Annotated in this window: 12 protein-coding genes; 2 read left to right on the top strand and 10 right to left on the bottom strand. The window is 68.9% G+C overall.

Going from position 1 to position 14,044, the window contains the following annotated elements; all coding sequences use genetic code 11:
• Positions 1-45 precede the first annotated feature (45 nt).
• The 3 genes from QC765_RS03500 to QC765_RS03490 all read right to left on the bottom strand — a co-directional run bounded on the left by QC765_RS03500 (position 46) and on the right by QC765_RS03490 (position 3,619).
• Positions 46-1,530, bottom strand: coding sequence for an RsmB/NOP family class I SAM-dependent RNA methyltransferase (locus QC765_RS03500; RefSeq protein WP_373876648.1), 1,485 nt, complete (start codon positions 1,528-1,530; stop codon positions 46-48).
• The gene (gene fmt, locus QC765_RS03495) at positions 1,527-2,453 is read right to left on the bottom strand and encodes a methionyl-tRNA formyltransferase (RefSeq protein ID WP_278313021.1); all 927 of its coding nucleotides are present in this window, start codon (positions 2,451-2,453) and stop codon (positions 1,527-1,529) included. Before fmt ends, QC765_RS03500 begins: the two co-directional genes overlap by 4 nt.
• Before the next feature lie 74 nt (positions 2,454-2,527).
• Positions 2,528-3,619, bottom strand: coding sequence for an esterase/lipase family protein (locus QC765_RS03490; RefSeq protein ID WP_278313020.1), 1,092 nt, complete (start codon positions 3,617-3,619; stop codon positions 2,528-2,530).
• Positions 3,620-3,772: 153 nt separating this feature from the next.
• On the opposite strand from QC765_RS03490, the gene QC765_RS03485 reads away from it, so the two are divergent.
• Together QC765_RS03485 and QC765_RS03480 are read left to right on the top strand one after the other, a co-directional pair.
• A complete protein-coding gene (locus QC765_RS03485; protein ID WP_278313019.1) occupies positions 3,773-4,984 on the top strand; it encodes a thiolase family protein in 1,212 nt (403 codons plus the stop codon).
• Between the two features lie 6 nt (positions 4,985-4,990).
• On the top strand, positions 4,991-7,099 hold the full coding sequence (locus QC765_RS03480) for a 3-hydroxyacyl-CoA dehydrogenase NAD-binding domain-containing protein (protein WP_278313018.1): 2,109 nt from the start codon (positions 4,991-4,993) through the stop codon (positions 7,097-7,099).
• Between the two features lie 159 nt (positions 7,100-7,258).
• On the opposite strand, the gene QC765_RS03475 is transcribed toward QC765_RS03480, so the two are convergent.
• The 7 genes from QC765_RS03475 to mihF form a co-directional block, all read right to left on the bottom strand.
• Positions 7,259-7,843, bottom strand: a complete 585-nt coding sequence (locus QC765_RS03475) for a PadR family transcriptional regulator (protein WP_278313017.1) — start codon at positions 7,841-7,843, stop codon at positions 7,259-7,261.
• Positions 7,844-7,960: 117 nt separating this feature from the next.
• Positions 7,961-9,922 carry a primosomal protein N' gene (locus QC765_RS03470; protein WP_278313016.1) on the bottom strand — a complete coding sequence of 654 codons (1,962 nt, stop codon included), beginning with the start codon at positions 9,920-9,922 and terminating at the stop codon, positions 7,961-7,963.
• 79 nt (positions 9,923-10,001) lie between these two features.
• Positions 10,002-11,216 (bottom strand): methionine adenosyltransferase, encoded by a 1,215-nt coding sequence (gene metK, locus QC765_RS03465; RefSeq protein ID WP_278313014.1) that lies wholly within the window; start codon positions 11,214-11,216, stop codon positions 10,002-10,004.
• Positions 11,217-11,364: 148 nt separating this feature from the next.
• Positions 11,365-12,636, bottom strand: a complete 1,272-nt coding sequence (gene coaBC, locus QC765_RS03460) for a bifunctional phosphopantothenoylcysteine decarboxylase/phosphopantothenate--cysteine ligase CoaBC (RefSeq protein WP_278313013.1) — start codon at positions 12,634-12,636, stop codon at positions 11,365-11,367.
• Positions 12,637-12,647: 11 nt separating this feature from the next.
• Positions 12,648-12,899 (bottom strand): DNA-directed RNA polymerase subunit omega, encoded by a 252-nt coding sequence (gene rpoZ, locus QC765_RS03455; RefSeq protein WP_149360104.1) that lies wholly within the window; start codon positions 12,897-12,899, stop codon positions 12,648-12,650.
• A 167-nt stretch (positions 12,900-13,066) separates the two neighbouring features.
• Entirely contained in the window at positions 13,067-13,672 is a 606-nt protein-coding gene (gene gmk, locus QC765_RS03450; protein ID WP_278313012.1) for a guanylate kinase, read from the bottom strand.
• A 19-nt stretch (positions 13,673-13,691) separates the two neighbouring features.
• Positions 13,692-14,012, bottom strand: a complete 321-nt coding sequence (gene mihF, locus QC765_RS03445; protein ID WP_149359800.1) for an integration host factor, actinobacterial type — start codon at positions 14,010-14,012, stop codon at positions 13,692-13,694.
• Positions 14,013-14,044 lie beyond the last annotated feature (32 nt).

Genomic DNA, 14,044 nt, shown 5'->3' with positions numbered 1-14,044 from the left:
CGCCCCGCCCAGCGAGCTAGCGGCCCCGCCAAGAGCCAGGCGCGGCTACTCGGGCTTGCGCAGCACAGCGATGAACATCGCATCGGTCCCGTGCCGGTGCGGCCACAGCTGCACGAACTCGCCTGCAGGGCCAGCAGCAGCGCGGGGCACCTCGGGCAGCGCCTCGCCCGCGGGGATCGCCTCGACGCCACGCTTGCGGATCGCTTGGGAGACAACACCGATCGTCTCTGCCACATGTGGCGAGCACGTCGAGTACACCACGATCCCGCCGGGCCGCACGAGATCGATCGCGGCATCAAGGAGCTCCCGCTGGAGCCGTGCCAGTTCCGCCACGTCGCTGGATTGCTTGCGCCAGCGTGCTTCCGGCCGCCTGCGGAGCGCGCCGAGGCCCGTGCACGGGGCATCGACGAGAACGCGGTCATAGCCTGGCTCGAGGCCGCTGTCCCGGCCGTCGGCCTCGAGGACAGCGACCGGGAGCCCCTTCACGGAGGCGCGGACCAGCTCGGCCCGGTGCGTGGAGATCTCGACCGCGTCGAGCCGGGCGCCATCGATCGCGGCGATCGCGCCCATCAGTGCTGCTTTTCCGCCCGGGCCCGCGCAGAGATCCAGCCAGCGTCCCCCGTCAGCCCCGGAGACCGGTGCGCGCAGGGCCGCGAGCGCCACGAGCTGGCTACCCTCGTCCTGCACCGTTGCGAGGCCCTCGCGGACCGGATCGAGGTCTCCAGGATCGCCCGACTCCAGGTATGCGGCATACGGCGAGTAGGTGCCCTCCGTGCCCCCGGTGATGAGAGCGAGCTCCTCGCCAGTGATCTCGCCAGGCCGGGCGACGAGGTGGATCGTGGGCCGCGCGTCGTCGGCGGCGAGCGCCTCATCGATCTCGTTGGCGCTCGCGCCGAGAGCGTCAGCGAAGGCCTGGCCGATCCAGCGCGGGTGGGCATGGGTGAACGAGGCCCGGCCGATCGGATCGGTCGGCGCGAGCTGCGCGACCCACTGCTCCTCGGTCTTCTCCGAGACCCGGCGCAGCACCGCGTTGACGAAGCCGGTGATGCGCTCGCCGCCCTCGGTCCGGGCCATCGCGACGGCGGTGCTCACCGCGGCATGCGGCGCCACCCTGGTGCGCAACAGCTGGTAGGCGGCGAGCCGGAGGATATCGAGGATCGTGCCGTCGATCTCGGCCGCGGGCCGGCCCGCGGCGGCAGCGATGATCTCGTCGAGCAGTCCCTGCGCGCGGCATGCGCCATAGGTGAGCTCGGTGGCGAAGGCTGCATCGCGGCCGGTGATCCGGCGATCGCGGAGCAGCTTCGGCAGCATGAGGTTCGCGTAGGCCGAGCGATCACGGACCGCGCGCAGCACATCGCGGGCGGCTATCCGGGCGGGGTCCAGCGCGGCATCGGCAGGCGGCTCGGCCCGGGCTGGACCGCGGCGCCCGGACTCGCGGTGCGGGGGCTTGGGACCAGGCCTGCTGCCTCCCCTGCCACCGCGCCGCGGGTTGTGGGCGGGCCCGTGCCTGGATGGTTCGGAGGGAGTCACTGAGCGGTCGCTCCTTCTGCGAGTCGCGCGCCCCGAGCCCAGTCGGCGGCGCGCATGGCTTTCTTGCCCTGGGGCTGTACGGTGTCGAGCTGTAGCGCTCCGGTGGCCGTGCCCACGAGCACGGTGTTCTTGGTCGCTCGGATCTCGCCCGGAGCAAGGATCGTGGCCTCGTCCACGCCTGCGCTGGCGATCTTGACGCGCAGGTCACCGACCATGGTCCACGCGCCCGGTGCGGGTGTCATGGCGCGGATGTGCCGGTCCACGATATGGCCCGGCTGGTCCCAGCGCGCTCGTGCCGCCTCGACGGTGACCTTCGGGGCGTGCGAGATGCCATCGGTTGGCTGTGGAAGGGCGGTCAGCGCACCGTCCTCGAGCCCGTCCATGGTGTGCTCGAGCAGCACCGCGCCCGCGCTTGCGAGCCGCTCGAGCAGCACGCCGGAGGTGTCGGTCGGGCGGATGCGCACGGTCATCGTTCCCAGCACGTCGCCGGTATCGAGGCCCTCGTCGATGCGAAATGTCGTGGCGCCGGTCATTCCGTCACCCGCGGCGATGGCGGCCTGCACGGGCGCGGCCCCGCGCCAGGCCGGCAGCAGGGAGAAGTGGAGGTTGATCCAGCCCAGGCGAGGAATCTCGATGACCTCGCGGGTCAGCAGCGCGCCGTAGGCCACGACCGGGCAGCAATCGGGGCCGATAGCCCTGAGCTGCTCCAGGAACCCGGGATCCGAGGGGCGGTGCGGGGCGAGCACCGGGATGCCATGCTCGTCGGCGAGCTGTCCCACCGGGCTCCGGCGCGCGCGGCGGCCACGTCCGGCGGCCGCGTCGGGGCGCGTGACCACGGCCACCACCTCGTGGCGGGAGCTTTCGATCAGGCGGCGCAGGGCCGGCACTGCCGGTTCGGGGGTGCCTGCGAAGACGAGCCGCATGGATCTCCCTCTGGTGGTGGATGGTCGTTCGACTGGACCAGTCTATTGATCTGGCGCCCGGCCGCGAACTTCGCTCAGCTGTTGCTCGCGACGAAGGTCTCCACCAGGCCCACGCCGGGCGCCATCATCTGGCATGCGGCGCTCGGCTCGTGCCGGGGATCGAGCGCGCCGAGCACCAGGTCGTGAACGGTCAGGTTGTAGAGCAACTGGAAGTGCCCGCTCATGTCGAGGGGGCACAGGTCCTGGAGGATGATGCCGCGCGCGCCCGGTCCGCGCAGCGCCGCGTTCTGCAGGGGCTGGATCACCTCGTCGTGCCGGGTGTTGATCGTGGTGTAGGAAACCCCTGCGACCGTGTCGACCGGGGAGTTGAGCTCGCGCAGGAAGTCCGACCCCTCGATCTGCTGGACGAGGGCCGGGGCGAGCGCCTCGGCCAGCAGCTCCGGCGCGCCGGGGATCGCGGTGATGGTGGAGAAGGCGCCATTGCCATAGGTGGGGGTCGCGATGCCGATCCACGCATCGACGTGCCGCGCGCCGCCGAGCTTGTTGGTGTAGTACCGGGCGACATTGGCGCCCTGCGAGAATCCCACCAGATCGACGGTGCTCGCTCCGGTCGCGCGCTGGATCCGCTGGACGGCATCGGCGACCTCGGCTGCCGAGCTCCTGATGTCCGCTGTTCCGTAGGTTGGCACATCATGCCCGCTCGTGGGGCTCAGGTCGAGCCCTGGCTCGCCAACGCCATAGTTGAGCGCGAACACGCAGTACCCCTCGAGGCGCAGCCGGGGCGCGAGCGACGCGAAGTCGCTATAGGCAGAGGCGTCCGTGCCGTGCACGAGCAGCACGGGGGACCGATCCCCAGGCCGGCAGGCGAAATCGTTGGCTCCCTCCGGCGCGAGGCCCGGGTTGGCCTTGTCCGCGCGCTTGGCAAGAATGGGAGTGGGCTGGAAGGGCCCCGTCACGGTCGGCATGACCGCGCTGGCCGCTTCCTGGGTTGATTCCTGCTGGGCCGGGGCTTGCTGGGCTGGGACTGGCTGGGCCGGGGCCTGCTGGGCGGCGAGCACGGAAAGGGCGACCATGATCGCAGCGGTGATCATGGCGGACTGCCGCCAGTATGCGTGCCCGATTCCCATGCCAACCTCCGAGCCGCCCACCGAAAAGGGGGCAATCATGGTGCAAACGGATTCGAGAATACGCACAATTGGGACCGGAGCCGAACGAAACTGCTGCATTCAGGTACCCGGCTCCCGGCCCACGGTTCCAGACGGGGATCTAGAGTGGGGATGTTCCAGCCAATAGCCCAACTCCACCAGGAGGAACACCGCGTGGCATCCACCACCAATTACCGGAGCGTCGTCTTCGTCGACGGCATCCGTACGCCTTTCGGGCGCGCAGGCAAGAAGGGCATCTACGCCGAGACCCGTGCCGATGACCTGATCGTCAACTGCATCCGCGAGCTCGTGCGCCGCAATCCCCAGATGCCCACCGACCGCATCGACGACGTGGCGATCGCCGCGACCACCCAGACCGGCGACCAGGGCCTCACCATCGGCCGCTCCGCCGCCATCCTCGCTGGCCTTCCCGAGACCGTGCCTGGCTACTCCATCGACCGCATGTGCGCGGGCGCGATGACCTCCGTCACCACCACGGCGGGCGCGATCGGGTTCGGCCAGTACGACCTCGCCATCGCTGGCGGCGTGGAGCACATGGGCCGCCACCCCATGGGCGAGGGCGTGGACCCCAACCCCCGCTTCCTCGCGGACAAGCTCGTCGACCCGAGCGCCCTCGTGATGGGCAACACCGCCGAGAACCTGCACGACCGGTTCCCGACCATCACCAAGGACCGCACCGACGCCTACGCCATCAGCAGCCAGCAGAAGTACGAGGCCGCGCGCGCCGCCGGCAAGATCGCCCAGACCCTCGTTCCGATCGCCACCCGCCACGCCGAGACCGGCTGGGGCTACGCCACCGCTGACGAGCCGCCCCGCCCCTCGACCACCCTCGAGGATCTCGCCAGCCTCAAGACGCCGTTCCGCACCGGTGGCCGCATCACCGCGGGCAATGCCGCGGGCCTCAACGACGGCGCTACCGCCGCGATCATCGCCGGCGAGGACACCGCCACCGAGCTTGGCCTGCCCATCGGCATGCGCATGGTCGGCTTCTCCTTCAAGGGCGTCGATCCCGCCGTCATGGGCATCGGTCCCGTTCCCGCCACCGAGAAGCTGCTCGACCGCACCGGCCTGACCATCAACGACATCGGGCTGTTCGAGATCAACGAGGCCTTCGCCGTGCAGGTGCTCGCCTTCCTCGAGCACTTCGGCATCGCCGACGACGATTCGCGCGTCAACCCCTGGGGCGGCGCCATCGCGTGCGGCCACCCCCTCGCGTCCTCGGGCGTGCGCCTGATGACGCAGCTCAGCAACCAGTTCAAGGAACGCACCGATGTGCGCTATGGCCTGACCACGATGTGCATCGGCATGGGCATGGGCGGCAGCGTCATCTGGGAGAACCCCAACTACACCGGAGAGAAGGCATAACCACGCATGACTGATCTCGCCTCCGCATTTTCCGACGAAGTCGTCACCCACGCCTACACCAACCTCATCGACGTCCCCGGCGTCTCCGGCAAGGTCGCGCTGATCACCCTCGACAACGGGTTTGATCACACCAAGCCGTCCACCTTCGGACCCACCGGCCTCGCCGAGCTCGACGCCGCTCTCGACACCGCTTTCGACGCGAGCCCCACCGCGATCGCGATCACCGGCAAGCCCTTCATCTTTGCTGTCGGCGCCGACCTCAAGGGCGTTCCCACCATCACCGACCGCAGCCTCGCCCTCGAGATGGGGCAGCTCGGCCACAAGGTGTTCAAGCGCCTCCGCGACGCGACGATCCCGACATTCGCGTTCGTCAACGGCGCCGTCATGGGCGGTGGACTCGAGGTATCGCTCGCCTGCCACTACCGCACCGTCTCCCGCAGCGCCGCGGCCATCGCGCTGCCCGAGTGCTTCCTCGGCCTCGTGCCCGGCTGGGGCGGCACGCAGTTGCTGCCCAACATCATCGGGCCCGCCAACGCGGTCACCGTGATCCTCGAGAACGCGCTGAGCAACAACAAGATGCTCAAGCCCGAGCAGGCCGCCGGGCTCGGCATCTTCGACGAGGTGCTCGACTCCGCCGATTTCATCGAGCAGTCGCTGCGCTGGGCCGCCTCCGTCATCAACGGCGAGACGACCCCCGAGCGTCCCGAGATCGACCGTGGCCAGGGCTGGGACGAAGCCCTCGCTCGCGCCACCAAGTTCGTCGACGCCAAGACCAAGGGATTCGCCCCCGGACCTGCTCGCGCGCTCGAGCTTCTCGCGCTTGCCAAGGACACCGACATCAACGATCCCGACTCGCTCGCGAAGGGATTCGCTGCGGAGGATGAGGCTCTTGCTGACCTCATCATGAGCGACGAGCTGCGGGCCGGGCTCTACGCCTTCGACCTCGTGCAGCGCCGTGCGAAGCGGCCCGCCGGGGCGCCCGACAAGTCCCTCGCCCGGCCCATCACCGGCGTGGGCATCATTGGCGCCGGCCTCATGGCCTCCCAGCTCGCCCTGCTGTTCGCCCGCCAGCTCAAGGTCCCGGTCATCATGACCGACATCGACCAGGAGCGCATCGACAAGGGGCTGGAATACGTCCACGGCGAGATCGACAAGCTGCAGGGCAAGGGGCGCCTCTCCCCCGACGCCGCCAACCGGCTCAAGGCGCTGGTCACCGGCTCGCTCGACAAGGCGGCGTTCGCGCGCACCAGCTTCGTCATCGAGGCCGTTTTCGAGAACCTCGACCTGAAGAAGAAGATCTTCGCCGAGCTCGAGGACCACATCGCCGAGGACACCATCCTCGCGACGAACACCTCGTCGCTCTCGATCACCCAGATGGCCGCCGAGCTCAAGCATCCCGAGCGTGTTGTCGGGTTCCACTTCTTCAACCCCGTCGCCGTGCTGCCCCTGCTCGAGATCATCAAGGGCGACAAGACCGACGACGTGACACTGGCTACCGCGTTCGCGACCGCCAAGTCGCTGAAGAAGTCCGCGGTGCTCGTCGCTGACCTGCCCGGGTTCGTGTTCAACCGGCTGCTCATCCGCACCCTCGGCGAGGTCATGAATGCCGTCGACGAAGGCACCCCCTTCGATGTGGCAGACGTCGCCATCACCGAGCTTGGCATGCCCATGAAGCCCTTCGCCCTGCTCGGGCTGGTCGGTCCCGCCGTTGCGCTGCACACCGGCGAGACCCTCTCCGAGTACGCGCCCGACCGGTTCAAGGACTCCCCCGGCCTGCGCGCCATCGTCGACGCCGGCCTCAAGTCCATCTGGGCCAACGACGAGAGCGGCAAGCAGGTAGTCGATCCGCAGGTCGCGGACCTCTGGCCCCAGGGCGACAGCCCCTCGACCGCGGAGCAGGTCCTTGACCGGACACGCCGCGCCTTCGCCGAGGAGGTCCAGCTGATGCTCGACGAGAACGTCGTGGCGGCCGCCCAGGACATCGACCTGTGCATGATCCTCGGTGGCGGCTTCGCGTTCTGGAACGGCGGCATCACCCCGTACCTCGATCGCACCGGCACCTCCGAGGCCGTCAACGGCAAGCGCTTCCTCGAGCCAGGCGTCGCGAGCCTGTAGCTTCGCTGCGCGCGCACTCATCGCAAACGCGATAGAAGCTGCCCGGCACGCCGGTGAGACACGCCGTGTTGGCTGCAGCTTCTATCGCGTTTGGCGTCTGGGCCCGGCTTGGCGGGCGGGCCCGGCTGTCACCGAGGCAGCCGACCCAGCTCCGGCCCGCTACTCCTCGCCGGCGAGCATGCGGTAGAGCTTCTTGCGGGCGTCGGTGAGGATCTGCGCTGCCTCATCGCGCTGGGCGGGCGTGCCCACCGCGGCGACCTGACCGGCAGCGGCGCCGAGCAGCCTCGCGAGCTGGCGGATCTCGCGGCCACTGCTGCCGGCGGGGGTCGTGTCCAGGGCGAACGGGTCGCCGAGGGTGGCGCGGTTGTCGTCGATATAGGTGTTGCCCTTCGGAGTGAGGCTGGCTGTCTTGCGTCCGCTGATCTTGTCGATCTGGACGATTCCCTCATCCTCGAGCTGGGCGAGCGCGGGGTAGATGGAGCCGGGACTGGGCTTCCATGCCCCTTCGCTGCGGGTCTCGATCTCCTGGATGAGCTGGTAGCCGTGCATCGGCTGCTCGGCGAGGAGCAGGAGCATGGCAGCGCGGACGTCGCCGCGGCGATTGCGGTCCTTGCGTGCCGGCACGCCGATGCGGATGAGTCCCTGGCCGCGCTGGAAGCCCTCGATATGGAGGCCCGGGGGGCGGTCCTGGCGGCGCGGGTGGCGCGATCCCCTGTGGGTGGAGTTGCGGTGCTCGTGGCGCATGAAAAGTTCCCTTCGATATGTCGTTACACTCACGATATATCGTGACCGGTCATTAATCAATAGCCGATACCGTTCGGACATCCCGTCCCTCGAGGATCGGCACGCTCCAGAGTGCCGCTAGCCGATGTTCAAGGGGTCGATCTGCACCCGCACCGCAGACGTCTCCCGCCGCGAGCTGCACACCGCCTGCGCCGCCCGCAGCGCATCGGAAAGCTCCGCCCCCCTCGTCCGCGGAACCCGCACCAGGATGCGCTCGACATCTCCCTCCTCGCGCACCGATTCGCCGATCACCGGCGGGCGCGCCGTCCACGGCAGCGGCACGGGCCCCAGGACCTCGGCGCCCTCCGGCATCTGCATCGCCGCGAGGAACGCCGATACCGCGGCATGCGTGCCATCGATCACCGCCATCCGCACCGCCGGCGGGAAACCGACCTCGGCGCGGCTTCGCAGCTCCTCCGCCGCGAAACCACCGGGATCCCACCGCACCATCGCCTGCACCACGGCATTCTCGGGATCCGCCATCACCGCGGCCACGCCGCCCATCGAGGCGGGGCGGGCGAGCGCTACCGCCGCCATCCACTTGCGCAGCGCGATCTCGCCGGCGCGCAGGTCCGCGAGGCCGAGCAGCAGCCACCCATCAAGCAGGAGGATGGCACCGTAGCCATCGGTGGCGGGAGGCTCCACCCCTGGCGTGCTGATGACCAGTGCCGCGCCAGGGCCCACCTCCGGCGCGCCCTCCCCGCCGGTCGAGGTGATCACGGCGACACCGGGAAACGCGCGCCCGAGCTCCTCCGCCGTTCGCTTCGCGCCGATCACGGTGGCGCGCACCTTCACTGACCCGCAGCGCCTGCAGCGTGGTTGCTGCTCGGCCGTGCCGCACCAGCGGCAGGAGTAGGCCCCGTCGCGCTGCCGGAGCTCCATCGGGCCCGCGCAGCGACGGCAGCGCAGCTGGTCCCGGCAATCCTGGCAGGCCACGGCCGGAAGGTAGCCGCGACGTGGCACCTGGATGAGCACCGGCTCGCCCCGGTCGAGCGCGGCGCGGGCTGCCTGGAAGGCGAAAGCTGGGATGCGCGCCGCCCGCGCGGCCGGATCCCGCTCCAGCGCGATATCGCTATCGGCCCGCGCCACCACCCGCGGCGCGGCGCGGCGCACCGCCTCGCGGGGGGCGACGAGGGCATGCGCCCAGCCTGTCTCGACCAGCAACTGCGCCTCGCAGGTCCGGGAGAACGACCCGAGCAGAAGGCCAGCGCCAGCGAGGTGCGCCCGATGCACGGCGACATCACGCGAGTGCGGGTAGGGGGAACGCGGTTCCCAGAGCGAATCATCGCCGTCGTCCCACAGGATGATCAGGCCGAGGTCGTGGATGGGAGCGAAGATGGCGCTGCGGGTACCGACCACCACGCGCCGGTCGCCGCGGAGGACGGCTAGCCAGCGCCGATACCGCTCGGTGGGGCCCAGCCCCGCCGCCAGTATGGCCACATGCTCGTCACCGATGACCGTCGTGCACGCCGCGCCGACGCGATCAAGGTCGTTCTGGTCCGGCACGATGACGATCACTCCGCTGCCTGCGGCAGCAGCGGTGGCAGCGGCCTCCGCGAGGCGCGTCCACCATTGCTCGCCGGGGACAGGGTTCCATACGGCGCGCGCGGGCTGGTGGGCGGCGAGCGCCGCGAGGTAGGAGTCGGCGTGCTCGTAGCGTTGCCACGCGCCGACGGGCGGCTCGGGGATCGCCGCCTTGACGCTCGCCGGTGGATCCTCGTTCTCGGCCCGGGCATGCCGGGGCGGAATGGCGAGCCGCAGCACATCGGCCCGTGTCCCGGCATTGCGGCGCGCCACGCGCTCGACGAGCGCCAGCAGGTCCGGGGGCAGGACCGGAACGGGCGAGACGACCTTGTTCAGCCAGGTGAGCTTGCCCTCGTGCGTGCTCTGCTCGATGCGGGCCAGGATGAATCCGTCGACAAGGCGGCCGGAGAAGCGAACGCGCACGCGCACTCCAGGTTGCGCGTGCGCGTCAAGCTCCGCGGGCACGAGGTAGTCGAACTCGCGGTCGAGATGGGGAACCTCGAGAAGCGGCAGCACCTGCGCGATCGGCAGCGCGGCCGCGGCCTGTCGCTCCAGTTGGTGGCCTCCGTCTCCCCCGTATCCTGATCGCTCGGGCCTAGAGGCCCGCGGCCTTGCGAAGCTCCTCGACCCGATCGGTCTGCTCCCACGGCAGATCGATATCAGTGCGCCCGAAGTGGCCGTATGCGGCGGTCTTCGCGTAGATGGGGCGCAGCAGGTCAAGATCCCGGATGATCGCGGCTGGCCGGAGGTCGAACACCTCGGTGATCGCGTCCTGGATGATGACGGGGTCGACCTTCTCGGTCCCGAATGTCTCGACGAACAATCCGACGGGGGCAGCCTTGCCAATGGCGTAGGCGACCTGCACCTCGATCCGCTCGGCGAGGCCCGCGGCGACCGCGTTCTTGGCTACCCAGCGCATGGCGTATGCCGCTGAGCGGTCCACCTTCGAGGGGTCCTTGCCGGAGAAGGCGCCACCACCGTGCCGGGACATGCCGCCGTAGGTGTCGACGATGATCTTGCGCCCGGTCAGGCCGGCATCTCCCATCGGTCCACCAACCACGAATCGTCCCGTGGGGTTGACGAGCAGCCGCACCTCGGAGGTGTCGAGGCTGGGCACATCGATCTCCGCGAGAACCGCGTTGACCACATGATTGCGGATATCGGGGGTGAGCAGGTTGTCGAGGTCGATGTCCGCGGCGTGCTGGGTGGAAACGACGACGGTATCGAGCCGGACGGGCTTCTCGCCGTCGTACTCGATGGTGACCTGCGTCTTGCCGTCGGGCCGGAGGTAGGGAAGGATGCCGGACTTGCGGACCTCCGTGAGCCTGCGAGCGAGGCGGTGCGCCAGCGCGATAGGAAGTGGCATGAGCTCGGGGGTATCGAGGCAGGCGTACCCGAACATCAGGCCCTGGTCTCCGGCGCCCTGGCGATCGAGGTCGTCCTCGCTGAGGCCCTCGACGCGCGATTCGTAGGCGTTGTCGACGCCCTGGGCGATCTCGGGGGACTGGGCGCCGATCGCGATGTTCACGCCGCAGGAGTTGCCGTCGAATCCCTTGGAGGAGGAGTCATAGCCGATCTCGAGAACACGCTCGCGCACGATCGTGGGGATGTCCGCGTAGGCACGGGTGCTCACCTCGCCGGCGACATGCACCTGGCCAGTGGTGACCAGTGTCTCGACCGCGACGCGTGCTCGGGGATCCTCCTTGAGGATCGCATCGAGGATGGAATCGCTGATGGCGTCGCAAATCTTGTCAGGGTGACCCTCGGTCACTGATTCGCTGGTGAATAGCCTGCGACTTCTCGCACTCACGTTTGTGCCCTCTCATTTGTATGGCGCCAGGTTCTCGCCGGGTATGCGCGATATCCGACAGTAGCGGAGCAAGCCGATCCTGCGGTGAGCCGATACCAATTACGACCGCTCCAGGACGGCGTGGGAGCAGTGGAACCCAACATGGCTGCTACATCGTGAAGAGCAGGGTTCCCACCGCGTCGAGAATCCGGCTTGCCATAAGGTTCTTCGAACTCAACGGCAATGCGGATTCCCCGCCATCGGCGCGCAGTATCCAGCCCATGTTCGAGTCGACCTCGAAGGCCTTGCCCTCCCCCACCGCGTTGACGACCAGCAGGTCGCACCCCTTGCGCTGCAGCTTGCTGCGCGCGTGAGTCAGGACATCGCCATGCTCATCGCCGGTCTCGGCGGCGAATCCCACGATGACACGCGTGGCGGGCAGGTCGCCCGAGCCGCGCTGCTCGACGATCCCGGCGAGGATGTCGGGGTTCTGCACCAGGGCGATGGTCGCGGGCTCGTCCTGGACCTTCTTGATCTTGCTCTCGGCCACCGACTCGGGCCTGTAGTCCGCCACCGCGGCGGCCATGATCACGACATCCGCGGTCTCGGCATGGGCGCGGACCGCATCCTGCATCTGCTCGGCGGTGGTCACCTGGATCACGTGCGCGCCCGCGGGCGGCTCGAGATCGGCGGTCACCCCCGAGACAAGCGTCACCCGCGCGCCCCGCTGCACCGCGAGGCGTGCGAGCGCGTAGCCCTGCTTGCCCGAGCTACGGTTGCCGAGGAACCGGACTGGATCGAGCGGCTCCCGGGTGCCGCCGGCGCTCACCACTACCGAGCAGCCCGTGAGATCACGCGGCAGCGAGTCAGGCCGCTCGAGCAGCATCGCGCCAAGCCCACTGATCTCGCTGGGCTCCGGCAACCGTCCCGGCCCGGAGTCGCGCCCGGTCAGGCGGCCGGATGCGGGCTCCATCACGACTACCCCGCGGGAACGGAGCGTGGCCACGTTGTCGACCGTCGCGGGATGCTCCCACATCTCGGTGTGCATCGCCGGTGCCATCAGCACCGGGCAGCGGGCGGTCAGCAGGGTCGCGGTGAGCAGGTCATCAGCGCGACCGTGCGCCGCCCTTGCCATGAGGTCAGCCGTCGCTGGCGCGATGACGATGAGGTCGGCCTCCTGGCCGATCATCACGTGCGCCACATCCGGGATGTCCTGGAAGACGCTCGTGGTGACCGGATTGCCCGACAATGCCTCGAACGTCGCGGCGCCCACGAACTGCAGGGCCGACTCCGTCGGGATCACGCGCACCGAGTGCCCGCACTCAGCGAAATAGCGGATCACGGCGCATGCCTTGTATGCCGCGATGCCGCCCGAAACTCCGACCACGACGCGCTTGGGCGCCGAATGATCATCCCGCGCGCTGGTTCCTGTCGCCGACACGGCGGACCTCGCTATTCGCCTTCGTTGTGGATGAGAAGATCGCCGTGGATCTCCCGCAGCGCCACCGACAGCGGCTTCTCATGCAGGCCAGGGTCGACGAGCGGGCCCACATACTCGTTCATGCCCATGCCGATCTGGTTGTAGTGATCGTTGATCTGGCGCGCGCGCTTGGCCGCGAAGATCACAAGGGCGTACTTCGACGAGACCCGGTCAAGGAGCTCATCGATCGGCGGGTTGGTCAGGCCCATCGGGGGGTCATACATCGGGGTACCGCTAGCGGCCGCCGTCTGGTTCACAGTCACACAATCTCCTCATCACGTGGATCCAGGCCAAATCGCCCGGTCCACTCATCAAGCGCTCCGCAGGGACTGCATGTCCCTCTTGGCACCGGTGCACGGCACCAGCAGGAACACACGAAACGCGCGTGCGCCTACGGCCCAGTCAGCAACGATACCAACTCGGAGGCCGCACGTTCCACGTCGTCGTTGATCACTACATGGTCGAACTCGTCCTGGGCAGCGATCTCGGTCCGCGCGGTCCGCAGGCGCCGCTCCACCACATCGGGCGATTCGGTGCCGCGCCCACGCAACCGGGCGACCAGTGTCTCCCAGTCCGGCGGGGCGAGAAACACGAACGCGGCGCCGGGCATGGTCTCGCGAATGGCGCGCGCGCCAACAAGATCGACCTCGATCAGCACGGGCAGCCCCGCGCCCACGGCCTCCTCGACGGGCTTGCGCGGAGTTCCCGAGCGCTGGATGCCGCCATGGATGTCCGCCCACTCGAGGAGCTCGCCATCCTCGATCATGCGGTCGAACTCCGCACGGCTGACGAAGAGGTAGTCATGACCGTCGACCTCGCCGGGCCGCGGTGCCCGCGTCGTCGCGGACACGCTGAACCACAGGTCGGGGATCTTCTCGCGCAATCGCTTGACCACTGTCGACTTGCCAACGGCCGAGGGGCCGACCAGCACAACTGGCCGACCCCTTCGCCGCGCTGCCGAGCTCGATCCGGGTCGCGAGGATGATGAATCATTCACGACAGCGATCACGAGGCTCTCAGGCCTCGAAGTCGAAACGCTCGAGCAAGGCCTTGCGCTGGCGATCACCGAGTCCGCGCAGGCGGCGGGTCGGAGCGATCTCGAGCTCGGTCATGATGTCCTTTGCCTTGACCTTGCCTACCTTGGGCAGGGCCTCGAGCAGTGCGGAAACCTTCATCTTGCCGAGGATCTCGTCGGTCTCAGCGTCGGCGAGCACCTGCTTGAGGTCAGTTCCGCCACGCTTGAGCTGCTCCTTGAGCGCTGCCCGCGCCCGGCGAGCTTCTGCCGCCTTGGCCAAGGCTGCAGCACGCTGCTCATCGGTCAACTGGGGAAGGGCCACGATTCCTCCGTCTCATCTGCCTTCATGTATCC

This window comes from Hoyosella levis (assembly GCF_026008515.1).
Taxonomy (GTDB): domain Bacteria; phylum Actinomycetota; class Actinomycetes; order Mycobacteriales; family Mycobacteriaceae; genus Lolliginicoccus; species Lolliginicoccus levis.
Note: the sequence above shows the minus strand (reverse complement) of the source record. Positions and strands in the feature narration are given on the sequence as shown.

Coding starts and splice junctions, on each gene's coding strand:
- fmt (WP_278313021.1), bottom strand. CDS start 2,453: ATGCGGCTCGTCTTCGCAGGCACCCCCGAACCGGCAGTGCCGGCCCTG.
- QC765_RS03490 (WP_278313020.1), bottom strand. CDS start 3,619: ATGATTGCCCCCTTTTCGGTGGGCGGCTCGGAGGTTGGCATGGGAATC.
- QC765_RS03480 (WP_278313018.1), top strand. CDS start 4,991: ATGACTGATCTCGCCTCCGCATTTTCCGACGAAGTCGTCACCCACGCC.
- QC765_RS03475 (WP_278313017.1), bottom strand. CDS start 7,843: ATGCGCCACGAGCACCGCAACTCCACCCACAGGGGATCGCGCCACCCG.
- rpoZ (WP_149360104.1), bottom strand. CDS start 12,899: ATGTATGACCCCCCGATGGGCCTGACCAACCCGCCGATCGATGAGCTC.